This is a genomic window from Rathayibacter sp. AY1B8 (genome assembly GCF_002932775.1).
In the GTDB taxonomy this organism is placed as follows: domain Bacteria; phylum Actinomycetota; class Actinomycetes; order Actinomycetales; family Microbacteriaceae; genus Rathayibacter.
This window is the reverse complement of the sequence record NZ_PSWJ01000036.1, coordinates 1-24,681: the sequence shown is the minus strand read 5'-3', so window position 1 is coordinate 24,681 and position 24,681 is coordinate 1. Positions and strand designations below refer to the sequence as shown.

Genomic DNA, 24,681 nt, shown 5'->3' with positions numbered 1-24,681 from the left:
GCGCGAGGCCCGCGATCGGGCAGGTCTGCTCGGCGAAGTGGCGGCTCGCGTGAGCGGGGGTGTGAGGTGGCGCGGGTGGCGTGAGGGGGGCGTGTGGCGGTGCGGATCGGGTGAGCGGGGGCGTGTGTGGCGGTGCGGTTCGGGTGAGCGGGGGGCGTGTGGCGGTGCGTGTGGCGGGGTGTTGCGCCGGTGTCCTGCGCGCGCCGCCCCGAGGACGGCTGGGATGTGCGGCGTCGGCGGCGGTGATCCCTCCCTCCACAGGAGGGCCTCACGCCGGTTCTCCACGGATGTGACGATCCGTCGCTTCCGTGTCGGTGGTCGCTGATTGAATACACGTATGACGATGATCAGCGGGTCGACAGCAGTGGAGGCGGTGCTCAGCGAGGTGCGTGCTCGCGGCGACCGAGCCGCGGCGCTGGCCCGCTCGGCGTCCCCGCTGCTCCTGGCCGCGGCCGAGGAGCTGCACGCCGGGCACCGGGCTGCGCTCGAGCATCCGGAGTCGTTCGCCCGCGGTTCGGCGCCCCACGCGTCGAGCGACCTCGCCGAGCGGTCGATCCGCGCGGAGTTCGCCGTCGCCCTCGGAGTCTCCGAACGGGTCGCCTCCCGCGAGCTCGACCACGCGCGCCTCCTCGTCGAAGACCTGCCGGCCACCCGCGCCGCCCTCGCCGGGGCGCGCCTGCGGTGGGAGGCGGGCCAGGTCGTCTGCGCCGTCGCGGCCACCCTGCCCCCAGGCTCCCGCGCCGCGTTCGATACGCGGGCGGCCGAGCTCGCGGCCCGCACCACGCCGACCCAGCTGCGGCGCGCTCTGGCCCGACTGCGGGAGGAGCTCCACGAGCAGCCCCTCGCCGAGCGCCACCGACGTGCCCGCGAGGACCGCGCGGTCTGGCTGACCCCCGAGGTCGACGGCATGGCGACGCTCTGCGCCCTCCTCCCCGCCCCGGTCGCCGTGGGGGCGTACAGCCGCCTCGACCGGATCGCCCGGATCCTCCGCGACGGCGCCGAGGGGCCGGCGGGGGCGGAGCCGCCTGCCGCCACGGATGCGGGCTCATGCAGGGCGGAGGCGAGCGGGACGACCGGGGCGTGCGACGTCGACGCGATCTCCGGAGCGGGCGACGAGCGGACCCTCGCCCAGCTGCGAGCCGACGCTCTGGCCGACCTCCTCTGCGAGGCGGACGTCATCGGCACGGCGCCCGACCCGGTCGGCGCCGATCGGCCCGTTCCGACCCTCGTCACCGGCGTGCGCGCCGAGGTGCGGGTCACCCTGTCGGCGAGCACCGCGTCCGGCGCCGACGACGCCTCCGCCGAGCTCGACGGCTACGGCCTGATCCCGGCAGACGTCGCCCGGAGCCTCGTCCCCGCGACCGTCACCCGCGTGCTGACCGAGCCCCGGACGGGCGCCGTCCTCTCGGTCGGGCGCACACGCCGACTGCCGCACCGCGAGCTGCGGCTCCTCCTCCAGCTCCGCGACGTGACCTGCCGCTTCCCCGGCTGCACCCGCTCCGCCGCGGGCTCCGAGGCCGACCACGTCGTCGAGTGGCGCAACGGCGGCGGCACCGACCCCGGCAACCTCGCCAGCCTCTGCGTCGCCCACCACCACGTGCGGCACGGCGACCGCTGGACCTACGTCCTCCACCCCGACGGCACCGCCGACTGGACCACCCCCACCGGCCGCCGCATCACCACGCGCCCGCCGGGCCTCGAGGCACGGCTCCGTTCAGGCCCACCCGCGACCCCGAGGTTCGAGGACCGGCCGCCGCCGTTCTGACACGCTGCCGTGCTGACACGCTGACGTGCTGACGTGCTGACGTGCTGACGTGCTGACGTGCTGACGTGCTGACGTGCTGACGTGCTGACGTGCTGACGTGCTGACGTGCTGACGTGCTGACGTTCTGCGTTCTGCGTTCTGCCATGCTGCCGTGCACCCCTGAGGGAATCGGCCGTCGGGCGGATTCGGCGCATTGCGCGGGTTCGCACTGGTGATCGGGCCGTGCTGTCGCTCGGAGGCGAGTGCTCAGCGACCTACCGCCGCGCCGCTGACGCTCGGATCTGCGCCTTCGCTCGGGTTCACGCGGCCGCACCGTCGCACCACCGCCGCACCACTGCCGCTGAGGCGCGGACCGTCACCGGGGCCGCACCGTCGCCTGACGCCGTGCCGACACCAGGGCCGTGCCGCCGCCTTGCGCCCTGCCGCCGTTCGGCACCACGATCCAGCACCTCGGCGGCTCAGCGCGCGCCGTACCGCCGTCACACGCCGTCGCGTCGGCCCGCCGTTCGGGCAGCGCGAATCGGGACTGACTGCGCTGTCGCCCCGCACCGCCCCGCGGCTGCTCCGGCGGGGTGCGCAGTCCGGGCGCGCAGTCCGGGCACGCCCGCGCGGTCAGTCGGCGACGCGGAGGAGCACCTCGCCCGTCGTCCCGCCCCGCAGCCGCCCCGCCGCCGCGACGCTACGCCGCCAGGAAGCGGTCCGCCGTCCGCAGCGAGAGCGCCATCGTCGCGAGCGCCGGGTTCGCGATCAGCGCGCTCGGGAACACCGAGTTGTCGCACACCCAGAGGTTCGGCACGTCGAAGCTGCGGCCGTCCGCGTCGATCACGGCGTCGCCCGCGTCGGTGCCCATCCGCACGGTGCCGAGAGTGTGCGCCGTGCGCGCCATCACCCGCGTGCTCGTCGCGCCGGCCGCCTCCACGATCGCGGTCATCGTCCGGATCGCGTGCCGGTCGATCGCCTCCTCGTTGGCGCCCGCCGAGAACGTGATGCGCGCCTTCGGCACCCCGTGCTCGTCCAGCTCGTCGGTCAGCTCCAGCCGGTTGCCGTCGGCGGGCAGGCACTCGGCGTTGATCCCGACGCCCGCCGCGAAGCGGTAGTCGTCGAGCGCGTCCATCAGATCCCTGCCCCAGAGGCCCGCGCCGCGGGCGAGCGTCGTCGCGTAGGTCAGCGGCATCACTCCGAGACTCTGGATCAGGTAGCCGCCCGCGAAGTCGGCGTCGGCCGGGCGGACGGTGTCCTCGGTGATCACCGAGGAGGGGTAGCCGCGGTAGCCGCGCATCTCGTTCTCGAAGGTGCCCCAGACCTGGGTCGCCCCGTGCGCCAGGAAGTTGCGGCCCACCTGGCCGCTGCTGTTCGCGATGCCGGTGTGCAGGAGGAGCCGGGGCGTCTCGACGCCGCCTGCGCAGAGGAACAGGGCGGAGCAGCGCTGCCGGTGCTCCACTCCGCCGCTCGTGTAGACCACGGCGCACACGCGTCCCGCGGCGTCCAGCTCGATCCCGTGCACGAACGAGTCGGCCCGGATCTCGGCGCCGGCGCGCACCGCCTCCGGCAGGTAGGTCACGTCCATGCTCGTCTTCGCGCCGGTCCGGCAGCCCTGATGGCACTGGCCGCAGTTGACGCAGGAGGGGCGGCCGTCGTCCCGCGGGCCGCTGAGCACGGCGGCGGGCGCGTCGGTCGCGCGCATCCCGATCGCCGCGCAGCCGCGCAGCATCATGTCGGCCGAGGCGTTCCGCGCGAGCGGGCCCTGCAGGTAGCGGCGCGACGGGTCCCACGGGTACTCGGCCGGGCCCGCCACTCCGATCGTCGCCTCCACCTTCTCGATGTACGCGGTGAGCTCGGCGTGCTCGATCGGCCAGTCGCGGCCGACGCCGGAGTCGCTCCGGAGCCGCAGGTCTCGCGGGTCGGGGCGGGGCGTGAACGCTCCCCAGTGCAGCGTCGAGCCGCCGACCCCGCGGCCGCTGTTGTTCTGCCCGAAGGCGGTGGGGGTCTCGCCTCCGCTGAGGCGCTCCTCCATCCAGTTGATCTCGACGGCCGCCGTCTCGTCGGCGGTGTGGCCGAGCGGATCGAAGTGCGGCCCGGCCTCGAGGGCGACGACCCGCAGCCCTCGAGCGGCGAGCACCGAGAGCAGGGGCGCTCCGCCTGCCCCGGTGCCGATCACGACGGCGTCGACCGTCTCGTCGAGCGGGAAGCGGCGCATGCCGGTCGTGTTCATCGGTGACTCCTCATCGTCGGTTCCCAGGTCTCGCGGTCGTCGGCGCCGAGCAGGCGGAAGCCCGTCACGAGCGGCAGCGTGTCGCCGCCGCTGGCGTAGCCGTCGTAGCCGATCCGCGCCATCGACGCGGGGTGGGCCAGCCACTGCTTCACGAGGTCGACGCGGCAGTCCTCGAACCAGGCGGTCAGCTGCTCGGCACCGAGCCCGCCGGCCGAGCCGTCGCCGGGCTCCGCGGAGCCGTCGGCGATCGCGGTGAGGCGCGCGTCCTGCTCGGCGGGGCCGAGGCCGGCGAAGCCCCGGAGGGCGTCGAGCGCCATACCGTAGGCGATCGGGTCGGCCGGCAGGTCGGCGTTGCGCCAGCCGTCGCCCTCGCCGTTCGCGAGCTGCGTGTCCACCCGTGCGGCCAGGTCGATCCGGCCGCCCTCCTGCGGGACGACCCGGTCGGCGATCGCGCGCAGCTCCGCGAGCTGGGCGACGGTCAGGGCGCGCGGCGCGTACTCCGGGTCGTCGGCGAGCGCGCGCACGGCCAGCAGCCCGCGCACCCGCGTGGAGGTCCGGGCGGAGGCGATGGCCGCGCCGACGTCGGCCGGGACCGACGGCGCCGTGCCGGCCTCCTCCTCCCAGAACCGGCGGATCGCCGCCGCCACCTCGACCGGGCGCTCGAACGGCAGCAGGTGGCCCGCCCCGGCGAGCGTGAGCAGCCGGGCGCGGGAGTAGAGGGAGCCGTTGAGGCGGCGCTGCGCGTCGGCGCCGAGGTCGCCGTCCTCACCGCCCGCGATCAGGAGCGCGGGCACGGCCCCGAGGGCGGCCTCTCCGGTGCGGTCCTCGCGGCTGCCGTGCTCGAGCCAGTCGCGCCAGCCCTCGGGGGAGTAGCGGCGCAGCTCGGCCAGCACCTCCGCGTCGGCGTCGGCGGGCAGCGGCGAGCCGACGTTCTGGTCGACGAACTCGCGCGCCTGCGCCTCGTCGAGGTGCCCGTCGTCGACCCAGCCGAGCATGGTCGAGCGGCGCTCCTCCTCCATCGGCTCGGGCGAGAGCGGCGACCCGGCGAGGAGCACGACGCCCGCGAGCCCGAACAGGCCCGAGCGGCCGGTGACCGTGCGGGAGGCCACGAGCGAGGCGATCTTCCCGCCCATGCTGTGCCCCAGGAGCAGCCAGCGGGAGGAGCCGTGCTCGCGGATCCGGCGGATCGTGGCAGCGGTCATCTCCTCGAGCGAGGTCCCGGATCCACCGGGCAGGTCGAGCGCGACGAGGTCCGCGACGTCGGCGAGCTCGCGGCCGAGCGCGTCGAAGGCGCGGCCGTCGAGCCCGAGTCCGGGCAGGGCGAAGAGGGTGGGGCGGGGGCTGGTGGACACGGGCGTCCTGTCGGATCGGCCGCGCCACGGCGGTGGGGAGCGGGAGGGGAGCGGCGGCGGGGGGCCGGCCCTCCTTATCCGACCACACGGCGTGCGCGCGCCCGGACCCTTGCGCCGACGGGGCTCTCGTGCTGTGCTCTGCGCCACCGTTCCGCGCCACGATGCCGGGCGGTCGTGCCGCCCCTCTGTGCCGCCTCTCTGTGCCGCGCCTCCGTGGCGGGCCTCAGAGCGGGGAGGCGAACACCACCAGGTTGTCCCGATAACGGCCGATCGCCGCGTCGTACTCGCCTCCGCAGGTCACGAGGATCAGCTCCTCCTCGAGGGTCGCGCCGAAGACGCGGGCGGTGGGGAACGCGGCCTTGGCGTGGGACTCGACCGCCGTCACCCGGTAGCGGTGGTCGGAGCCGTCCACTCCGCTCACCGCGATCTCATCGCCCGGGGCGAGCTCGCCGAGGCGGAAGAAGACCGCGGGACCGGACCGCGAGTCGACGTGCGCCGCGATCACGGTGCGGCCGCTGCCACCCGGGCGCCCGCCTCCCGAGAACCAGCCGACGTCGTCGTAGTCCACCGGCACCTCCATCGCCCCGTCCGACTGGATGCCCAGCGCGATCAGCGGCTCGTCCAGGCCCATCGCGGGCACGCTCAGCCGGGCGGGCTCGACGCCGACGGTGCGCGCAGGCGCGGCAGCGGCGGGGTCGGGGTCGGGCGCGGGGACCGGGGGAGGAGTGAGCGGGGGAGCAGAAGCGAGGGCCGGAGGCGCGGGCGCGCTCGCGGGCGTCTCCGCTCCTCCGCTCCCGTCCGCGGCGGCGCACCCCGCGAGGAGCAGCACGGCGCACAGTGCCGCCGCGCCGCTCCTCGACCGGGTGCCCACGATCAGGAGGCGGTGCGCCGGCGGGCGACGACCACTCCGGCCGCGCCGAGGGCGGCGACGGCTCCGAGGCCGGCCATCGCGGCGAGACCGGACGGGCCCGTGGCGTCGCTCCCGGCGGCGGTCGCGCCGCCACCGGTCTGGAGGCCGCCGACCGGCACCTGCGAGAGCTGGCCGCGGACGACGCCAGCCGCGTACGAGGCCGTGTGGGAGTCGCCCGCGAAGGCGGCGGGATCGGCCTCGAGGGCCTTGAGCGTGAATCCGGCGCCGGTGTCCGCCCCGTTCGCCTGGATGCCCGTGGTGAAGGGGCCCTGCAGGCAGCCGCTGCTGGTGCGGGGGCCGTCTCCGACCGGCGCCGGGTTCGGGAACGCGATGCGCGGCGGGCCAGCCTTGCCCAGCGCCGCCTGGTGGATGTGCGTCGCGGTCTTCGCGGGGCTCTGGTAGTCGCCGGTCACACCGGTGAGGGTGATGTCGTAGCAGATGACGTCGAGGTCGCTGTTGACCCGGAAGGTCATCTCGCCCGTGGCGCCGGGCTGGCCGGGGGTCGCGGCGGAATCGGCGTTCACGACCTGGTCGGGCGTCGCCATCACCGTGAAGGCGCTGGTGAACGAGGACGGCTCGGCGACCTCGGTCTCGGCCTGGGCCGGCGCGGCGGCGAAGAAGGAGGCGGCGGCGACGGCGGTGATGCCGCCGAGGGAGAGCAGGCGGCGGCCGGCGCGGTTCCGCGCGGGGGACGTCTTCGTCATGGTGGAGCCTTTCGATCGCGAGCGCCGAGCGGGCCCGATGCAGGGAATACGGCCGGAAGCGGCGCCGCGTTCACTCCATCTGAGAAGATCTTCACGGAGACGGTCCTCGCCTCCGATGAACGCCGCCGCCGCCGCGGCCGTACCCCCTTCCGACGGACCACCGGTCCCGACGAGGAGGCGGTGTGGCGCGCACGGCGACGGCACGACGAGACGAAGGGCCCGCGATGCCGCGCGAGCACTCGGAGGTCCCGGCTCCGGTGGTGCGCCTCGAGCCCCGGACGGCGGGGTTCGACCCGGCCGCCGCCTTCGACGAGCACGGGTCCGCCCTGCTCGGCTTCGCGCTCAACGCCCTGCGCGACCGCGGCCTCGCCGAGGACTGCGTGCAGGAGACGTTCCTGCGCGCCTGGCGCTCGCGGGCGAGCTACTCCGCCGAGCGCGCCAGCACCCGCACCTGGCTCTTCGCCATCGCCCGCAACGTCGTCATCGACGTGCACCGCTCGCGCCGGCGCCTGCCGCGCCTGGTCGAGGCCGAGATTCTGGAGGAGGTGCCCGCGGAGGACCGCGACCCCCTCGAGCCGCTCGCGATCGCCGAGGCGCTCGCGCGGCTCTCCGCCGAGCACCGGCAGGTCGTCGTCGCCGTCCACGTGAACGGCGAGACCTACGCCGAGCTGTCGGCCGCCACGAGCGTGCCGGTCGCCACCCTGCGCAGCCGCGCCTTCTACGCTCTCCGAGCGCTCCGCGGTCACCTCGCGGGCGCCGGACCCACCGACGAGGAGAGATCGTGATCGACCGAGACCAGCCCGCCGGAGACGAGCCCGGCGGCCGCCGCGAGGAGCTCCTCGCCGCGGCCCTCGCCGGCGACCTCTCCGCCGAGGAGACGCGGGAGTTCGAGAGCCTGCGCGCCGCCGACCCCTCGATCGACCCCGAGCTCGCGTCGTTCGGTGCGGTGGTCGACCGGGTCGGCGCGCTGGGCCGCTGGGAGGAGGCGGAGCCGTCGCCGGAGCTGCGGTCGCGCGTCGCGGCGCTCGCCGGAGAGCGGCCCGAGCTCGCGGAGAGTGCACGTGCCCCGCGCCGCCGTGCCCCGCGCCTCCGTGCCGTCCTGGCCGTCGCCGCGGCGGCCGCGCTCCTCGTCGTGGGCGGCGTCGCCGGAGCGGCCCTGCGGTCCGCCGAGGAGCGCCCCGTCGCGGGACCGCCCGGGACGCTCGGCGCCGTCGAGGCGATCGCCTTCGATGAGCGGACGGAGGGCGTGACGCTCGACGGCTCGCTCGTGGCGCACACCTGGGGCACCGAGACGATCCTCCGCGGGACCGGCTTCGCGCTCGGCGAGAGCTACGACCTCGTGCTGGTCACCGGCTCCGGCGAGCGGCTCCCGTCCGGCTCCTTCCTCGGCAGCTCCGCGGAGCTCGACTGCGAGATGAACGCGGCCGTCCTGCGCGAGTCCGTCGCCGCCGTCGAGATCACCGACGCCGGCGGCGCGCTCGTCGCCTCGGCCGCCCTCCCCGCCGTCACCTGAGAGCCGGCGGCGCGGGCTCGCGGCGCGGCTTCAGCTCGCTGACGAGCGTGCCCGCGACGATGAACCCCGCCCCGAGCAGGGCGAGCGCGGGGAGCCGGTCGCCGGCGAGGCGGCCGATCAGGCCGGCCCAGACGGGCTCGGCGGAGTAGATGATCGTGGCGCGCGACGGCGAGACCGAGCGCTGAGCCCAGTTCATCGTCAGCTGGATCAGGCAGCTGCTCGCCCCGAGCGCGAGCGCGGGGATCAGCCAGGCCCACGAGAACGCCGGGACCGCCTCGCCTGCGACGGGCATCGAGGCGAACCCGAGCGCGCCGGCGACCAGCAGCTGCACCACGGTCACCCGGCCGAGGTCCACCCGTCCGGCGACGAGGCCGATCAGGATGATCTCCGCCGCGATCGGCAGCGTGCTCACGATCGTCGCCACCTCGCCCGCTCCGAGCGCGACGCCCGGCTGCGGGCCCGCGATCAGGAGCAGTCCGACGAACGCCAGCGCGACGCCCACCAGCGTCAGCACGCCCGGACGGCGACGGAACACGACCCACTGGAGCAGCGGCACCAGCGGCACGTACAGCGCGGTGAGGAACGCGGAGGTGCTGCTCGGGATCGTCTGCAGCCCGTAGCTCTGCGGGCCGTAGCCCGCGAAGATCATCACCCCGATCGCGACGCCGGCGGCGAGGTCGATCCGCCGCATCCCCCGGAGCGACCGGTGGAACACGACCGCGCTGATCAGCCCCGCGATCGCGAACCGCATTCCCACGAAGAACAGCGGACCACTGTGCTCCATCGCGATGTGCACGGCGAGGAAGGTCCCGCCCCAGATCGCGGTGATGCCGATGAGCGCCCACTCCGGACGCGTGAAGCGGAGGCCCCGGAGCGGCGAGATGTGCATCATTCTGCACATCCTAGGAGCATCAGAGGCTTCTCGGTGCAGAATAGTGCGCATGTCGGCTCCCGTCCTCGCCCACCTGGGCGGCAACCTCCGCCTCGCGCGGCGCGGAGCCGGGCTGAGCCAGACCGCGTTGGCGGCGCGCTCGGGCATCAGCCGGCGGACGATCGTCGCGGCCGAGGCCGGCGAGGCCAACATCTCGCTGACCGGAGTCGACCGCCTCGCGACCGCCCTCGGCACCACGTTCACGGCACTCGTCTCGGCCCCGGGGTCCGCGCCCGCGGCGATCGACCAGGTCGCCTGGCGGGGAGCGGGCGAGGCGAGCGTCGCCGTCCTGCTCTCCTCCGTCCCCGCGCGCCGGGAGGCCCAGCTCTGGACCTGGACGCTCGGCCCCGGGGACCGCTACGACGCGCAGCCCGACCCCGAGGGGTGGCACGAGATCCTGCTCGTCACCGCCGGCGCGCTCCTCCTGGAGCGGGAGGGCGATGAGCCCGTGCGGCTGGAGCCCGGACGGCACCTCGCCTTCCCGACCTCGCGGCACTACTCCTACGTGAACGCGGTGGACGCCGTCACGACGCTCGTCCGGATCGTGGTCGACTGACGGGTCGGCGCCTCAGGCCCGCGAGCGCAGGGTCTCGAGCAGCGCCGCGGGGGTCTCGGGGTCGTCGAGGCTGATCGCGAACTCGCGCGAGCGGTCCGTCGTCACCACCAGCCCCGGCCCGGCGTGCAGGATGACCGCCGAGCGGCCCGGCATCACCCGGTACCCCCAGCCGCCCCACTCCGACGGCCGCAGCTGGGCCGTGCCGGCCGAGGCGATGGTGTCGAGCGGGATGCGGCGCAGCGGGATGCCGAGGGCGGTCGTGACGACGCGGAGGCCGCGGCGGTCGGCGGTCACCCTCAGGCGGGAGAAGGAGAGGAGCACCAGCGCGACGACGCCGAGGACGACGGCCGTCGCGATCGCCGGACCGGTGGCGCCCGCCGCGGCGAGCGTCGCGAGGGAGAGGGCCGCGCCCGCCGCCGTGGCGATCGCGGCGACGGCGAACACCGGGCCCGTCAGCGTCTGCGACCAGGCGCCGGTCTCCTCCGCCGCGAGCGGCAGGCGGCCGGCGGCCAGGCGGGAGGCGCGCCGGGTGCCCGGAGCGATCAGCGCGGGCACGACGGCGAAGAGCATCCCTCCGAGCAGCGCGAGCAGCCACCCGCCGAGCTCCGCCCCCTCGGCGCGCCCGGCCGCGAGCGTCGTGCCGACCGAGGTCGCCCAGGCGGAGGCGCCCATCCCGGCGACGAGGCCGAGGGTCGCCAGCAGGAGCCGCGCGGCGCGCCCGACGGCCGCCGCTACGAGGCCCGCGACAGCCGGGAGCCCGGAGAGCACGAGGGCGATCGCGAGCAGGGCGCCCGTCGACGCGGTCGCATCGGCCGCCCCGGTGCCCGACCAGTGCGAGGCGAGCTCCGCGGGCAGAGCGTCGTCCAGGACGAGGCGCGAGACGAGCACTCCGGCGGCGGGGAGCAGGAGGGACGCGGCGGCGAGGAGCTTGCGGCGGCGGTCGGCGGTGGCGGTCATGATCCGGTCCTCTCGATCAGGCGGACGAGCTCCGCCGGGGTGATGCCGCTGCGGCGGGCCTCCGCGAGCAGCTCGTCGACCAGGGCGGTGACACGCACGAGCCCGGGCCCGGCCGATTCCGTGATCCACGCGCCGCGGCCCCGGCGCATCTGGAGGATCCCGTCGTCGCGCAGGGCGGCGTACGCGCGCAGCACGGTGTGCATGTTGATGCCGAGCGAGTCGGCGAGCTCGCGGGCGGGCGGCAGGCGGTCGCCCGCCGAGAGCTCGCCCCGGGCGACGGCCGAGCGCACCTGCGACTCCAGCTGGTCGGCGAGCGAGCCTGCCGCGGAGTGGTCGACCCGGAACAACATGTTCACAATGTTATTAGAACAAGCAGTGCACCACCAGGCCCTCAGTGCAGCGCGAGCGACACCGCCAGCACCACCATCACGACCGCCACGGCCGCGTCGAGGATCCGCCAGGCCCCGCGGCTCCGGAACAGCGGCCGCAGCGCGCGCGCCCCGAAGCCGAGAGCGGTGAACCACAGCACGCTCCCGGCCGCCGCCCCCGCCCCGAACCACCAGCGCTCGTCGCCGTGCGTGTTCGCCACCGACCCGAGCAGCACGACCGTGTCGAGGTAGACGTGCGGGTTCAGCAGCGTGAGCGCCAGGCACGTGCCGATCGCCGTGCGGAGCGACGTCGAGGCGCCGGCCGGATCGCCGTCGAGGGTCCCCGGCCGCAGTGCGCGTCTCGCCGCCATCACCGCGTAGGCGAGGAGGAAGACGATGCCGCCCCAGCGGATCACCACCAGCAGCCACGGCGCCGACTCCAGGACCGCTCCGATCCCCGCGATCCCGAGCACGATCAGCGCGGCGTCGCAGAGTGCGCAGATCGCGACGACGGCGGGCACGTGCTCGCGGCGGAGGCCCTGGCGGAGCACGAAGGCGTTCTGCGCGCCGATGGCGATGATGAGCGAGAGGCCGAAGCCGAGGCCGGAGAGGGCGGCGAGGAGGGGGGACACGCTCCGACGCTAGGGCGGGGCGCTCCTGTAGACCAGCTCATGCTCCTTCAGTACCGTAAGCAGCACTGATGCTGACAGACGACCTCGACCTCTCCCGCCTGCGCGCGCTCGCCGCCTCCGTCCGGTACGGCTCCTTCGACGCCGCCGCCCGGGCCCTGCACATCACCCCCTCCGCCCTCAGCCAGCGGATCAAGGCGCTCGAGACCGCCGCCGGCCGCGTCCTGCTGGTGCGCTCGCGCCCCGTCGTCGCGACCGAGGCCGGTGCCGGGCTCCTCCGCCTCGCCCGTCAGATCGAGCTCCTCGCCGACGACGCCGTCCGCTCGCTCGGCGGCGAGGACGCGGAGGGGGCGGGCCCGGTCGTCCTCCCGCTCGCCGTCAACGCCGACTCCCTGGCCACCTGGGTGCTGCCCGCGCTCGCCTCCGTCCCCGACGTCGTGGTGGAGCTGCACCGCGAGGACCAGGCGCACACCACCGCGTTCCTCCGCGACGGCACCGTGCTGGCGGCCGTCACCGGAGAGTCGGAGGCGGTGCTCGGCTGCACCGTCGCACCGCTCGGAGTGATGCGGTACCGCGCCATGGCCGCGCCCGCGTTCGCCGAGCGCTGGTTCCCGGACGGCGGCACGGCCGGTCTCGCGAGCGCTCCGCTGGTCGTCTTCGACGAGAAGGACCGCCTGCAGGACGACTTCCTCCGAGCCGCCGGCGTCGAGGGCCGCCCGCCGCAGCACCGCGTCCCCGGATCGACCGACTTCGAGCGGGCCGTGCGCCTGGGCATGGGGTGGGGGATGCTGCCCGAGCTGCAGGCCCCGGTCGGCGGCGACGGCCTGGTCGAGCTGGGCGGCGACCCCGTCGACGTCCCCCTCTACTGGCAGCAGTGGGCCCTGCACACGCCCGCCCTCGACGCGGTCGCCGCGGCCGTCTCCGCCGCCGCGCGCGCCGCGCTCCGCTGAAGGCGCGGCTCAGACCGCGAACACGTCGCGGAGGGTCACCGTCTCGAGCGAGCGCTCGCGGAGGATGTCGACGAGCCGCGCGTAGACCTGCGTCACCGGATCGAAGTTCGCGTGCCCGATCACGATGTGCTGCGGCAGGAACCACTGGTCCGCGAAGCCGACCACCTGCTCCGGCGTGATCCGCCCCGAGTCCGAGAGCGAGCCGTACCAGAGCACCGTCGCCGTGTAGCCGATCGCCGCCGCGGCGGCCCGGCTCCGCTCGTCCGTGTAGCCGAACGGCGGCCGGTAGAAGGGCGCCGCCTCCACCCCGTAGGTCGAGCGGATGAAGTCGCCGTTGCGGCCCAGCTCCTCCTGCACGCCGTCGCTCGAGAGGCTCGTCAGGTCGGCGTGCGACCAGGTGTGGTTCGCGAGCTGCACCTGCCCCGAGGCGACGAGCGGAGCCAGCAGCGGCGCGTTCACGGTCCACGAGTCGTACTTCCCGTTGAGGAAGAAGGTCAGCCGGGTGCCGGTGTCGCGGGCGAACTGCGCGTAGGCGGCGACCACGTCGGAGTCGGCGCCGTCGTCGACGGTCCAGGCGAGCGTGCTCCCCTCGCCGGGCAGCTCCGAGATCGTGCCGGAGGGCAGCGGCGCCTTCCGCCGCACCGGAGTCGCCGCAGCGGTCATGGTCGGCACGGGGCGGGGAGGGGTCGGGACGGCCGTCGGAGCGGCGGACGGCAGCACCGCCGCCGGCGCCGTGCTCGGCGGGAGCGCCGCGGGAGCGGGCCGGGCGGGCGTGCACCCCGTCAGCGCGACCGCTGAGGAGGCGATCCCCAGCAGCAGCGCGCGTCGCCTCAACCGGTCCACGGGCCCCCCTCGCGAGCCCCGTCCCCCGGAGCGTCCCCGCGACCGTAGCGGTCGGGGAGGGAACGGGCAACGCGGCGCGACACCCCTCCCTCCCCGCAGCCTCTACCGGAAGGTGCGCCTGACCGCGTTGTTCGCCGGTGTGGGATCGGCGGCGGCGGTCGACACCCTGGCGTCGATCGTCGTGGCGGCCGGCCGGTCGACCAGCGTCACCGAGTAGGTGGTGCTCCGCCCGGCCGAGACGCTCGGCGCGGTCCAGGTGAGGACCGTCGTGCCCGCGGCCGAGCCCTTCGTCTGCACGGCGCCGGGCGCACTCGCCACCGTTCCGCTGACGACGACCCGGGTGGTCGTCGTCGCCGCGTCCCGAGTGCCGGTGTTCCGGACGGTGATCGTGCCCGAGAGGGGAGCCGTCGCCGCCAGTCCCGGCGCCGGCGCCAGCGCCAGTGTGAGGTCGGCGCGGGTGGAGGACTTCACCTGCAGCGACTGCGTCACCGAGGTCGCGGCGAGCCACGCCGAGTCGCCCGCCTGCGTGGCCCGGACCGTGCAGCTCGCCGCGCCCGTCAGCCGCACCGTCGCCGTGCCCGCGCCGGTCGCGGTCAGCGTGCAGCTGCCGCTCGCGTACAGCTTCACGGGCAGACCGGAGGAGGCGGTGGCCGCGACCGGGTAGGCGATCCCCTTCTCGGGCGAGGACGGCATCGCGGTCGAGAAGGCGACCTTCTGCGCCTTCTTCTTCTGCGGGACGACCGCGGTGACCGCGATCGACTGGGTCGCCCGGGGAGCCGCGTCGTGCGAGGCGTCGCCGGCCTGATCCGCGGTGACGGTGCAGGTGCCGGATCCGCTGAAGGTCACGACGCCGCTCGCGAGCGAGCACGCGCCCGTGGCGCCGATCGTGACCGGCAGACCGGAGGAGCCGCCCGCCGCGGTCGGTGTGTAGCGGCCGCCCGCGGTCGCCGTGCTCGGAGCCGCGGAGGTGAAGGCGACGGTCTGCGGCGCCTTGCCGATCGGGAAGGTCCGGACGACCTGCTCCGCGGGCGCGTGAGCGTCGTCGCCGGCCTGGTCCAGCGTCAGCGTGCAGGTGCCGACGGAGTCGTAGGACACCGTGCCGTCCTCTCCCAGCGAGCAGGAGTCGGAGGCGTCCAGCACCGGGTCGGCGCTCGACGGGCCGCGGACGATCGACGGGGTCCAGGAGCCGCCGATCCGGGCGTCCGTCGGAGCGGCGTCGCGGAACGACACCGCTCCCGCCGCCGTGCCGACCTCCACCGACTGCGTGATCCGCGGAGCCGCCGAGTGGCGCTCGTCCCCGGCCTGGTCCGCGGTCACCGTGCAGGTGCCGGAGCGGGTGAAGGTCACGACGCCGTCCGCGACCGTGCAGGACCCGGCCGCTCCGAGCACCACGGGGGCGCTCGACGCGCCGGCCGTCACGACGGGCGTGTAGGAGCCCCCCGCGACCGCCGCGTCGGGCGCCGGCGAGGCGAACGCCAGCGTCTGGCCGAGGGCGCCGATCGCGAAGGTGCGGACGGCCTGCGGGGCGGCGCCGTACCGCGAGTCGCCCGCCTGGTCGAGCGTCAGCGTGCAGGTGCCGACGGAGTCGTAGAACACGACTCCCGCGGCCGCCGAGCATGCTCCGGAGGCGGTCAGCACCGGACGCGCCGTGGAGGGCCCGGCGATGATCCGCGGGGTGGTCGTCCCGCCGACCGTCGCGCCGGTCGGCGCGGTGCCGCCGAAGGAGACGGTGCCCGCGAGCAGTCCGACCGCGATCACCTGCGAGGCCCGCTCCGCCGCGTCGTACCGGGCGTCGCCCGTCTGGTCGGCGGTCACCGTGCAGGTGCCCGATCCGGTGAAGGCGACGACCCCGTTCGTGAGCGTGCAGGACCCGGAGGCGCCGAGCACCACGGGGCGCCCCGAGGCTCCGCCGGTCGCGGTCGGGCGGTAGGTGCCGCCCGCGAGCGCCGAGTCCGGCGCCTGCGAGGTGAAGGCCACGGTCTGCGCGACCCGGGTGATCTCGAAGCTGCGCACGGCCGTCGGCGCTGCGCTGTGGCGGATGTCGCCCGCCTGGTCCAGCGTCAGCGTGCAGGTGCCGGCGGAGTCGTAGGAGACCAGTCGGAAGGGCCCGACGGAGCAGGCGCCGGAGGCCGTCAGCACCGGGGGAGCACTGGACGGGCCGGCGACGACCGCGGCCGTCGAGGAGCCCCCGACCCGGGCCTCGGCCGGAGCATCGCCGCCGAACGCGACGGTGCCCGCGAGCTGCGTGACCGCGACGGTCTGCGAGGCCTGCGCCGCCGCGGCGTAGCGCCCGTCGCCCGCCTGGTCCGCCGTGACGGTGCAGGTGCCGCTGCCGGCGAAGGTGACGACGCCGTCCGCGAGCGTGCAGGCGCCGGTCGCTCCGATCGTCACGGGGAGCCCGGACGCGCCGCCCGTCGCGGTCGGAGTGAGCGTGTCGCCGGCCGCGGCCGTCGACGGCGCGGTCGAGGTGAAGGCGACGGTCTGCGCGATCGCGGTGACCTCGAAGGTCTGGACCGCCCGCGCGGTGCCGTAGGTGGCGTCGCGGTAGTGGATCGCCGTCAGCGTGCAGGTGCCCGCGGAGTCGAACCGGACGGCGCCGTTCTCGCCGTCGGAGCAGGCGCCCGAGACGCTGAGCACCGAGGGGCCGGAGGACGGTCCGCGCGTGAAGGCGGGAGTGAAGGATCCGCCGACCTCCGCGTCGGTCGGGACGGCGGTCGTGAACGCCACGGAGCCGGGCGCGTAGCCGACCTCCACCTCCTGCACGGCGGGCCGGGCGCTGTCGTACTGCCGGTTCCCGTTCTGGTAGGCGAAGACGCCGCAGACGCCCTTCGTGGTGAAGGTGACCACGCCGTCCTTCGCCGAGCACGACGCGGTGGTGAGGAGGAACGGAGCGATGCCCGAGGCGCCGCCCTCGATCACCGGGCGGTACGTGTCCCCCAGGACGGCGCCGACCGGAGGCGCGCTCGTGATCCGGACCGTCTGCGGGAGGAAGTAGATCGAGTACTCCTGCTCGGCGTGCCGCGCGGGCCAGTAGCCGTCTCCGGGCTGGTCGAGGGACAGCACGCAGAGCCCGGCCCCGTCGTTCCGCACAGTCACGCCGTCCGGGAGGATCGAGCAGTCTCGGCTCGCGGAGAGCACGGGCACGCCCTTCGACGGGCCGGGCACGATCGTCGGCCGGTACGTCTCGAGCGACATCGCGTGCGGGGGCGCGGTGCTCCCGAAGGAGAGGTTCCCCTCGGGAGTCCCGACCGTGATGACCTGCCGGACCTGCGGAGCGGCGTCGTGCCGATCGTCCGCGGCCTGGTCGATCGTCACCGTGCAGGTGCCGTCGCCGAAGAACGTCACCACGTCGTCCGCGATGGTGCAGTTGCCGTTCTCGATCACCGCGATCACGAGCGGGTTGCCCGAGCCGCCGCCGGTCGCCTCGACCGTGTACCGGTCGTCGGTGAACACCCGGTCGGGCGGAGTCGAGGTGACGACGACCGTCTGGGGGATCCGCGAGACCGGGACGAAGCGCACCAGGCCGTCGGCGGCCGCGTACACGTCGTCGCCCGGCTGGTCGAACTGCACGCCGCAGGTCGAGGGCTCGGTGTAGGTCAGGATCTGCGCACCCGTCGCGTCGGGGGCGACGGTGCAGCCGAAGAAGGTCCTGACGAGCACCGGCAGTCCCGAGCTCGAGGTCGCCGTGGCGACGCCGGTCGACTCCAGGACGCCGGTCCTCGGCACCGCGACCGTCAGCGTCTGCGACGCCTTCGCGACCTCGAGATCGAAGGAGGCGCGCCCCGCGGTGTAGTGGTCGTCGCCGGCCTGGTCGGCGGTCACGGTGCAGGTGCCGCTCCGGGTGAAGGTCACGACGCCGTCGGCGATCGCGCAGGATCCGGTCGCTCCGATCGAGACGGGGCTCCCGGAGCCGCCGCCGGTGGCCGTCGGAGTGAAGGTGCCCAGCGCCGTCGGCGCGGTCGGCCGCGAGGAGGTGAAGGCGACCGTCTGCGAGAACTTCCGGACCGTGATCCGGAACGAGGACGTGCCGGTGTTGCCGGCCTCGTCGTCCGCGGTGCAGTCGACCGTCGTGTCCCCGATCGGGAAGACGCTTCCCGAGGCGGGCGTGCAGGTCGAGCCCACGGCTCCGTCGACCGCGTCCTGCGCGGAGGACGCGAAGGTGACGACGGCGCCGGAGACGTCGGCCGGCTCGGCCGTGACGGCGGCGGGCACGGTCACGACGGGGGCCGAGCGGTCGGCCAGCGCGAAGGTGCCGGGGATCGACCGGAGGGTGTAGTTCGGCCCCGCGTCGCCTCCGTCGCACCGCGTGACGTAGTCGCCGACGGGCGTGCGCGCTCCGATCGTCACCTTCCCGGTGCCGTCCGCCGTGTAGTAGGCGCCGGTCGGCTCGGTGACGAACCGGTCGGTTCCTGCGAAGCCGTCGGCCGTGCAGGTGACCGTCGGGGCGGTCGCGGTGCCGTGCGCCTGCGTCCCGGGGCTCGACGCGGTCACCGTGAGGGGCGCCGGCGAGATCGTGAGCGCGCCGTCGATGGTGATCAGCTGTCCCGAGGGGTTCGTCAGGCCGGAGCAGCGCGTGGGGTAGCGGCCGACGGGGGTCGTCGCGGAGAGCGCCAGCGGCGTCGTGAATCCGGTGTCGGACGCCGCGAAGGCGCCGCAGGAGACCGTCCCCGAGGGGGAGCCGGTCACGGAGGCGGTGATCGCGGGGGGAGTGGATCCGTAGGTCGACGAGGGCGAGGAGGCGGTCACCATCGGGACGGCCGCGACGATGCGCAGCGCGCCGTCCTTGTACCCCGCGATCGTGTAGTCGCTGCTGACCTTCGCGCCGCTGCACCGCGTGGTGAAGGTGGTGAAGGTGGAGGTGGGCCAGTTCGGGATCAAGCGGTAGATGACGTCGTCCGCCGTGACGATCGGCCGGTAGACGCCGGCCGTGAGCGGGGCGCCGAAGGTGTCGGTGCCGACGAAGGCGGCCGTGCAGCGCAGGTCGGGGGACGGCGCGCCTCGCGGGTAGTCGACCGTCGGGGCGGTCACCGTGAGCGCCTTCGGCTTCGCCGTGAAGCTCTGCAGGGGCTCGCCCGCCCAGCCCAGAGGAGCGAGCGCGTCGAGCCTCGCCGCGAGCGTGCAGACGCCGGCGTGGAGCACGGTCACCCTCATGCCGCTGACGGAGCAGGTCTCGGCGGTCCTGCTGCTCAGGACGATCGAGCGGCCGGGCACATCGACGGCCTGCGCGTAGGGGCTCGCGTCGAAGGAGTCGCCGTACGCCTTCTGCGGGAGCGTCGACAGGTCGAAGCGCACGCCGCCCACCGCGACGGTGGCCGGCTCGCTGCGGACGCTGCCGCCGCAGGTGGTCAGGGTCGCCCGGTAGCGGTAGGAGCCGGTGGGATCGGGGCCGGCCTCGAGGAACGCGGTCCCGTCCTCCCGGGCGCCCGCCCGGCCGAGCGCGGGCTTCCACGTGGCGCCGCCGTCCGTGGACCTCTCCCAGGACACGGCGGGGATGCCGCCGTAGACGGCCGAGACGCTCACGCCCATCGTCAGCGTGTAGATCTGGTTGGTGACGCCCGCGATGTCCGAGGGCTGCCGGGTGATGACGGGTGTCGCGGCGCACGCGCGCACCTCGTGGCGCAGAGCGGGGAGCGCCGACCAGCTCCCGCGTCCCGCCTCGGCGGGGGTGATGGTGTCGGGGTAGTGCGCGCGGATCTCGTTCCAGCCCTGCGGGATGTCCCTCGTGGTCAGCACGCCGACGCCGTCCGCGTCGAGGGTCACCCTGCTGGTGCCCGCGCCGGTGAGGATCTCGACGGTGCCGCCGGCGGCCACCGGCCGGCCCAGGCTCGGGATGGTCACCCTCGCGGTGACGGTGACCTCCTGCCCGAGCATCGAGAAGTCGGGGGTGCGCGTCACGGTCACGGCGGTGTCGTACACCGGAGCGACAACGGGGTCGGCCGCCGTCGGGCCGGCCGTCTGCGAGATCCTCGTCGCGCTCGGGTGCACGTAGCTCGAGCCGCCGCCGCCGGCGCCGGGGTCGTTCATGACGCCGAGGGTGTCGTTCATGCTGCCGAACACGTAGGGCGATCCGCCGCCGCCGCCGTACCACCAGCCTGCCCCGCCGCCGCCGCCGCTGTGGCCGGGGAACGAGCAGTTGCCTCCGCCGCCGCGGGAGGCGCCGGCGTCGGCGCCCTTGCCGTCGTTGAGGAACACGCCCCACTGGCCGTTGTTGCCGTCGGCGCATTCGCCGAACGTGCTGTAGCCGCGGGCGCCGGGCGAGCCGCCCGAGCTCTGCCCGGCCGCTCCGCCGCCGCCGCCGTCGGCCGCGTTGTTCCTGCCGCCGTTCCCGCCGCCCCTCGCGCCGCTGCCGGCGTCGGCGTCGCCGCCGACCGAGGACCGCCCGCCGCCGCCTCCGCCGCCCGCCGCCACGGCGAGGGCGTGCTGACAGCCGTCCGAGCCGGCCGTGCTGAGGTACTGGGCGTCGCCGCCCGCGCCGCCGGAGTCGCCCCCGTAGACGCCGCCGTTCACGTAGCGCGTGGCGCCTGCCGCTCCGGCCGGGGCGCCGGCGAGGCGCCCGATCTCCAGCACCTGCCCGGGCGTGACGGGCACCTCTACGACGAGGCTGGAGCCGCGTCCGCCGGCGTTGCCCGTCCCGAGGCCGCTCGCACCCTTCCCGCCGTTCTGGCCGCTGAGGACGGCGCGGACCGTCGAGACCCCGGTCGCGGGAACGGTGTACTGCGACACCGTCGAGACCTTCGGGGAGGTGAAGCACGCGGTGCTGAAGACCGGCGCCGCCGACGCGGTCGGCGCGGCCACGACGCTGAGTCCTGCGCCCGCTACGAGCACGGCCGCGGCGACGAGGGAACGGAGGAAGGACTGGCGCATGTGCTGCTACTCCCGGCTGCTGCCGGGAGCGGGCGCCCGCGGTCGGCTCAGAGTAGGGCGGTCGTCGACCCGCGAGGAAGGCGAAAGGTACACGAACGCCCTGCTCGGGGGGTACGGGAGGCCACTTCTGCCGGAACCTCCCAGGAAGTCCCCGTGCGCGTCGGGGCGGCGTCCCCGCCCTGTCGGGGGAGCGCCCCCACCCTGTCCGGGCAGTGTTCCCGCCCTGTCGGGGGAGTGTCCCCACCCTGTTGCGGCCGCCGCCCGGGTCGCGTAGCCTAGCGAGGTTGCGTGCATCTGCACGCGCTTGCGTGCTGCCCACCGGGCAGGAGCTCCGGCTCCGGCCGGACAGGCGGGCGGTGCGCCGACAAGTGACCTTGGGTGGGTCGGGCGGGGCTTCGTGCCGCGCGTGATCCACGGTAACCACACATGGAGGAAACCATGGCAGCAGTCTGCCAGGTGACCGGAGCCGTCCCCGGCTTCGGGCACGCCATCTCGCACTCGCACCGGCGCACCAAGCGCCGCTTCGACCCGAACGTGCAGAAGAAGACGTACTACGTGCCGTCGCTTCGCCGTAACGTCACCCTGACCCTCTCGGCCAAGGGCATCAAGGTCATCGACGCCCGTGGCATCGAGTCCGTCGTCAAGGATGTTCTCGCTCGCGGGGTGAAGATCTAATGGCCAAGCAGCAGGACGTCCGTCCGATCATCAAGCTCCGTTCGACGGCCGGCACCGGTTACACCTACGTGACCAAGAAGAACCGCCGCAACGACCCCGACCGTCTCGTGCTCAAGAAGTACGACCCCGTAGTGCGCAAGCACGTCGACTTCCGCGAGGAGCGCTAAGTATGGCCAAGAAGAGCAAGATCGCCCGCAACGAGCAGCGCAAGGTGATCGTCGACCGCTACGCCGCCAAGCGCCTCGAGCTGAAGAAGGCCCTGGTCGACCCGGCCGGGACCGACGAGACCCGTGAGGCCGCCCGCGTCGGCCTCCAGAAGCTCCCCCGCAACGCCTCGCCCGTCCGCGTCCGCTCGCGCGACGCCGTCGACGGCCGCCCCCGCGGCAACCTCACGAAGTTCGGCATCTCGCGTGTCCGCTTCCGTGACATGGCGCACCGCGGCGAGCTGCCCGGCATCACCAAGTCCAGCTGGTGACCCGGCGCCGCTAGCGGCGTGAACGATCGAAGGCCCGTGATCCATCGGATCGCGGGCCTTCGTCGTCCCGCCGGCGGACGTAAAATGTGCGGATGACCGACTCCAGCCTGCCCACCGTCGCCGAGATCGCGGCGCTCATCGACCACGCGATCCTGAAGCCCGAGCTCACCCGCGCCGAGGTCGACGCCCAGCTCGACGAGGCGCGCGCGTCCGGCGTGTTCAGCGTCTGCGTCCGCCCCTCCGACATCGCCCACTCGGTCGCTCGGCTCGAGGGCTCCGGCGTCCTGGTCGGCACCGTCATCGGCTTCCCCCACGGCACCACCTCGACCGCGGCGAAGGTCGCGGAGTCGCGTCAGGCGCTCGCCGACGGCGCGTCCGAGCTCGACATGGTCGTCAACATCGGCCGCCTCCGGAGCGGCCTGCTCCAGGACGTCGAGGACGACGTCCGCGCCGTGGTCGAGGCCGCCGAGGGCCACGTCGTCAAGGTCATCCTCGAGACGAGCCTCCTCGACGACGAGCAGGTCGTCGAGGGCAGCCGGGCCGCCGAGCGCGCCGGCGCGGACTTCGTGAAGACCGCCACCGGCTTCGCGGGCGGAGGCGCGAACGAGCACGACCTCCGCCTCATGCGCGGCGCCGTCTCGGAGGCCGTTCAGGTGAAGGCGTCCGGCGGCGTCCGCGACCTCGACACGCTCCTCGCCTACCGCGGCCTCGGCGTCACCCGCTTCGGCACCAGCGGCTCCGCGACCATCCTCGGCGACCTCGCCGCGCGGCACTCGGGCGACTCCTCCGCGGCACGTGTCGACTCAGCCTCCTACTGACGGAGCGGCCGACGAGGGCCGCACCGCACCCGCCGACCGGATGACGCCCGTGCGCCTGCGCCCGGGCCGCGCCGGCCGGTGGGCGGAGCGGACCCGCCGCCCCCTCGACGAGATCGCCCGCGCCCTCAAGGAGCGCGTCTACGCGACCTTCACGGGCCTGGCCGTGGTGATGATCTACCTCGTCGGCGACCACCCCGACGCGGTCCACGCCCTCCAGAGCCTCGTGATCTCGATCATCGGGATCTCGGCCGCGGGCTTCGTCGCCGAGGTGATCGCGCACCAGGTCGTGCACGCGGCGACGCCCTCGCGAGCGGAGTCGGGCACGATGCTGCGGATCGCGGGCGGGGCGCTCGCCTCGGCGTCGCTGCCGGTCCTCGCGCTCGGTGCCGCGGCGCTGGGCTGGATCGACGCGACGGTCGCGCTGCGGATCGGCGCGGGCGTCTACGTCGCCACGCTCGCGGGGATCGCCCTCATCGCCGTCGTTCGCGCGGGCCTCTCCTGGAAGGAGAGCCTCGTCTCGCTGCTCGGGATCGTGGGCCTCGGCGTTCTGGTCGTCGGCGTGCTCGCGCTCGCGCACTGATCCGGAGGCGCCGCCGCGCGTAGGCTCGGACGGATGACGTCACGCACCAGGGTCGAGCTCGGCCGCCGGGAGGACCTCGGCGCCGACTGCGCGAACTGCTTCGGCCTGTGCTGCGTCGCCCTCGCCTTCGCCCGCTCCGCCGACTTCCCGTTCGACAAGCGCGCCGGGGACCCGTGCGTCAACCTCGACGGCGAGGACGCGTGCACGATCCACCGCCGGCTCCGGCCCCAGGGCTTCGTCGGCTGCACCGTCTTCGACTGCTTCGGCGCCGGTCAGATGGTCTCGCAGCAGACGTTCGGCGGCGTCTCCTGGCGGTCCGACCCGGCCGTGCGCGAGCGGATGTTCGCGGTGTTCCCGCTGATGCGCCGCCTGCACGAGCTGCTCTGGTACCTCGACTCCGCTCTGGCGCTGCCCGGCGTCGGCGCGCCGCTCCTCGACGAGCTGCGCGAGCGGTTCGACGCGGTGCACGCGCACACCCTCGGCGAGCCGGAGCAGGTGGTCGCGGTCGACGTCGACGCGGAGTACGGAGCGTCCCGGCCGCTCCTGATCGCGGCGAGCGCGGCCGCTCGCGCAGGAGCGGCGCCGGCTGCCCGCCGGTCGAGGGGCCGTCGGCTCGCTCCGGGTGCCGATCTGGCGGGTGCATCGCTCCGGAACGCGGACCTGCGGGGGGCGGATCTGCGGGGCGCGCTCCTCCTCGCCGCGGATCTGCGGGGTGCGGATCTGCAGCGGTGCGACCTGCTGGGGGTGGACCTTCGCGATGCGGACGTGTCCGGTGCGCGGCTCGCCGAGGCGGTCTACCTCACCCAGGCGCAGGTGAACAGCGCCCGAGGGGATGCGGCGACCACGCTGCCGTCGCATTTCGAGCGCCCGCCGCACTGGGGCGGCTAGGCCGCCACGTCAGAGGCTGCGGGGGCCGCCCAGCGACTCGTCGCCGCCCTCGTCGTCGACGCCGAGGGCCTCGACGACCTCGCGGCCGAGGAGGTGCGCGCCGCTCCAGCCCTCGATGACGCACCGGGGGAACGCCTCGCGGTCCGGGGAGCCGAGCCATGCGGCCGCGGCCTCGCGGGCCCACGCCTCGGAGACGTACACGCCGATGATCTCTGTGCGGTCGTCCCACGGCGTCGCGGTCGAGAGCACGAAGTGGTCACCGTTCACGATCGGATCTCCTCCGGCTCTCGGGGTTCAGCGACCCCGTGGGAGTGCGGGACCGGACCGGACGCTACCCGCGGGCGGGGGAGCGCGTTTCCGGGGTCGACACGAGCGCGGATGAAGGCTACGGGAACGTCGAGCGCGGCGCGATCACCCGATGGTCCCACGCAGGCGGGCGTTCAGCCCACCCAGAGCCGTCGCAATCTCGTTCTCGTCACTTCCGGGGAGGAGGGCTCCGCCCTGCTCGAGGCCGTGGCGCAGGGCCTCGACCTCCTCAGGGGGGAGTCCGCCGCTGTCGAGGAGGGCCTGGAGGGCGGCGAGGATGCCGACGAGGGCGACGGCGTCGTCCAGGTCGAGGGGGCGGACGCAGGACTTCTCCATGTCATCGCTCCTGTTCAGGTCAGGGGTTCGGGGGCGGGGGCCCCACATC

The 24,681-nt window shown here is 74.8% G+C and carries 23 protein-coding genes; 11 read left to right on the top strand and 12 right to left on the bottom strand.

Annotated features, from left to right (window positions below; genetic code table 11):
* Positions 1-337: 337 nt before the first annotated feature.
* Positions 338-1,765: an HNH endonuclease signature motif containing protein gene (locus C5C63_RS15585; RefSeq protein WP_104292929.1), complete on the top strand. Its 1,428-nt coding sequence runs from the start codon at positions 338-340 to the stop codon at positions 1,763-1,765.
* A 679-nt stretch (positions 1,766-2,444) separates the two neighbouring features.
* Here C5C63_RS15585 and C5C63_RS15580 read toward each other — a convergent pair.
* The 4 genes from C5C63_RS15580 to C5C63_RS15565 all read right to left on the bottom strand — a co-directional run bounded on the left by C5C63_RS15580 (position 2,445) and on the right by C5C63_RS15565 (position 6,943).
* Entirely contained in the window at positions 2,445-3,977 is a 1,533-nt protein-coding gene (locus tag C5C63_RS15580; protein WP_104326402.1) for a GMC family oxidoreductase, read from the bottom strand.
* Complete coding sequence (locus C5C63_RS15575; protein ID WP_104326401.1) at positions 3,974-5,329, bottom strand: alpha/beta hydrolase; 1,356 nt, start codon at positions 5,327-5,329, stop codon at positions 3,974-3,976. Before C5C63_RS15575 ends, C5C63_RS15580 begins: the two co-directional genes overlap by 4 nt.
* Positions 5,330-5,552: 223 nt before the next feature.
* Positions 5,553-6,200, bottom strand: coding sequence for a class F sortase (locus C5C63_RS17495; protein WP_104326400.1), 648 nt, complete (start codon positions 6,198-6,200; stop codon positions 5,553-5,555).
* A gap of 2 nt (positions 6,201-6,202) precedes the next feature.
* Positions 6,203-6,943, bottom strand: coding sequence for a CHRD domain-containing protein (locus tag C5C63_RS15565; protein ID WP_104227340.1), 741 nt, complete (start codon positions 6,941-6,943; stop codon positions 6,203-6,205).
* 224 nt (positions 6,944-7,167) lie between these two features.
* Here C5C63_RS15565 and C5C63_RS15560 point away from each other — a divergent pair, with 224 nt between their 5' ends.
* Entirely contained in the window at positions 7,168-7,728 is a 561-nt protein-coding gene (locus C5C63_RS15560) for a sigma-70 family RNA polymerase sigma factor (RefSeq protein ID WP_104326399.1), read from the top strand.
* Positions 7,725-8,456 (top strand): hypothetical protein, encoded by a 732-nt coding sequence (locus C5C63_RS15555; protein ID WP_104326398.1) that lies wholly within the window; start codon positions 7,725-7,727, stop codon positions 8,454-8,456. Before C5C63_RS15560 ends, C5C63_RS15555 begins: the two co-directional genes overlap by 4 nt.
* Here C5C63_RS15555 and C5C63_RS15550 read toward each other — a convergent pair.
* The gene (locus C5C63_RS15550) at positions 8,449-9,348 is read right to left on the bottom strand and encodes a DMT family transporter (protein ID WP_258065479.1); all 900 of its coding nucleotides are present in this window, start codon (positions 9,346-9,348) and stop codon (positions 8,449-8,451) included. The two genes, C5C63_RS15555 and C5C63_RS15550, sit on opposite strands and share 8 nt — an antisense overlap.
* A gap of 49 nt (positions 9,349-9,397) precedes the next feature.
* On the opposite strand from C5C63_RS15550, the gene C5C63_RS15545 reads away from it, so the two are divergent.
* A complete protein-coding gene (locus C5C63_RS15545) occupies positions 9,398-9,943 on the top strand; it encodes a helix-turn-helix domain-containing protein (protein WP_104326397.1) in 546 nt (181 codons plus the stop codon).
* A gap of 12 nt (positions 9,944-9,955) precedes the next feature.
* Here the strand turns inward: C5C63_RS15545 and C5C63_RS15540 are convergent, their stop codons facing one another.
* Genes C5C63_RS15540 through C5C63_RS15530 form a run of 3 tightly spaced genes read right to left on the bottom strand, consistent with a single transcriptional unit; the run spans position 9,956 to position 11,900 of the window.
* Entirely contained in the window at positions 9,956-10,900 is a 945-nt protein-coding gene (locus tag C5C63_RS15540) for a hypothetical protein (RefSeq protein WP_104326396.1), read from the bottom strand.
* The gene (locus C5C63_RS15535) at positions 10,897-11,250 is read right to left on the bottom strand and encodes a GntR family transcriptional regulator (protein ID WP_104225158.1); all 354 of its coding nucleotides are present in this window, start codon (positions 11,248-11,250) and stop codon (positions 10,897-10,899) included. The genes C5C63_RS15540 and C5C63_RS15535 overlap by 4 nt, the downstream gene beginning before the upstream one ends.
* Positions 11,251-11,291: 41 nt before the next feature.
* Complete coding sequence (locus C5C63_RS15530; protein WP_104297480.1) at positions 11,292-11,900, bottom strand: LysE/ArgO family amino acid transporter; 609 nt, start codon at positions 11,898-11,900, stop codon at positions 11,292-11,294.
* Between the two features lie 68 nt (positions 11,901-11,968).
* Here C5C63_RS15530 and C5C63_RS15525 point away from each other — a divergent pair, with 68 nt between their 5' ends.
* Positions 11,969-12,847 carry a LysR family transcriptional regulator ArgP gene (locus C5C63_RS15525; RefSeq protein ID WP_104326395.1) on the top strand — a complete coding sequence of 293 codons (879 nt, stop codon included), beginning with the start codon at positions 11,969-11,971 and terminating at the stop codon, positions 12,845-12,847.
* Positions 12,848-12,856: 9 nt separating this feature from the next.
* On the opposite strand, the gene C5C63_RS15520 is transcribed toward C5C63_RS15525, so the two are convergent.
* A complete protein-coding gene (locus C5C63_RS15520; RefSeq protein WP_219815310.1) occupies positions 12,857-13,690 on the bottom strand; it encodes a polysaccharide deacetylase family protein in 834 nt (277 codons plus the stop codon).
* 102 nt (positions 13,691-13,792) lie between these two features.
* Positions 13,793-20,554, bottom strand: coding sequence for an HYR domain-containing protein (locus tag C5C63_RS15515; RefSeq protein ID WP_146086417.1), 6,762 nt, complete (start codon positions 20,552-20,554; stop codon positions 13,793-13,795).
* Between the two features lie 438 nt (positions 20,555-20,992).
* On the opposite strand from C5C63_RS15515, the gene rpmB reads away from it, so the two are divergent.
* The 6 genes from rpmB (at position 20,993) to C5C63_RS15485 (ending at position 23,990) form a co-directional block, all read left to right on the top strand.
* Positions 20,993-21,229 (top strand): 50S ribosomal protein L28, encoded by a 237-nt coding sequence (gene rpmB / locus C5C63_RS15510; RefSeq protein WP_056038148.1) that lies wholly within the window; start codon positions 20,993-20,995, stop codon positions 21,227-21,229.
* Positions 21,229-21,396, top strand: coding sequence for a 50S ribosomal protein L33 (gene rpmG, locus C5C63_RS15505; protein ID WP_027692168.1), 168 nt, complete (start codon positions 21,229-21,231; stop codon positions 21,394-21,396). The genes rpmB and rpmG overlap by 1 nt, the downstream gene beginning before the upstream one ends.
* Positions 21,397-21,398: 2 nt before the next feature.
* Positions 21,399-21,704, top strand: a complete 306-nt coding sequence (gene rpsN, locus C5C63_RS15500) for a 30S ribosomal protein S14 (RefSeq protein WP_104225107.1) — start codon at positions 21,399-21,401, stop codon at positions 21,702-21,704.
* 92 nt (positions 21,705-21,796) lie between these two features.
* Complete coding sequence (gene deoC / locus C5C63_RS15495; protein WP_181027245.1) at positions 21,797-22,522, top strand: deoxyribose-phosphate aldolase; 726 nt, start codon at positions 21,797-21,799, stop codon at positions 22,520-22,522.
* Positions 22,500-23,102, top strand: a complete 603-nt coding sequence (locus C5C63_RS15490) for a hypothetical protein (protein ID WP_146078532.1) — start codon at positions 22,500-22,502, stop codon at positions 23,100-23,102. Before deoC ends, C5C63_RS15490 begins: the two co-directional genes overlap by 23 nt.
* A gap of 33 nt (positions 23,103-23,135) precedes the next feature.
* A complete protein-coding gene (locus C5C63_RS15485; RefSeq protein ID WP_104326392.1) occupies positions 23,136-23,990 on the top strand; it encodes a pentapeptide repeat-containing protein in 855 nt (284 codons plus the stop codon).
* 9 nt (positions 23,991-23,999) lie between these two features.
* On the opposite strand, the gene C5C63_RS15480 is transcribed toward C5C63_RS15485, so the two are convergent.
* The gene (locus tag C5C63_RS15480) at positions 24,000-24,257 is read right to left on the bottom strand and encodes a hypothetical protein (protein ID WP_104267983.1); all 258 of its coding nucleotides are present in this window, start codon (positions 24,255-24,257) and stop codon (positions 24,000-24,002) included.
* 144 nt (positions 24,258-24,401) lie between these two features.
* On the bottom strand, positions 24,402-24,632 hold the full coding sequence (locus tag C5C63_RS15475; RefSeq protein WP_104225103.1) for a hypothetical protein: 231 nt from the start codon (positions 24,630-24,632) through the stop codon (positions 24,402-24,404).
* Positions 24,633-24,681: the final 49 nt, after the last annotated feature.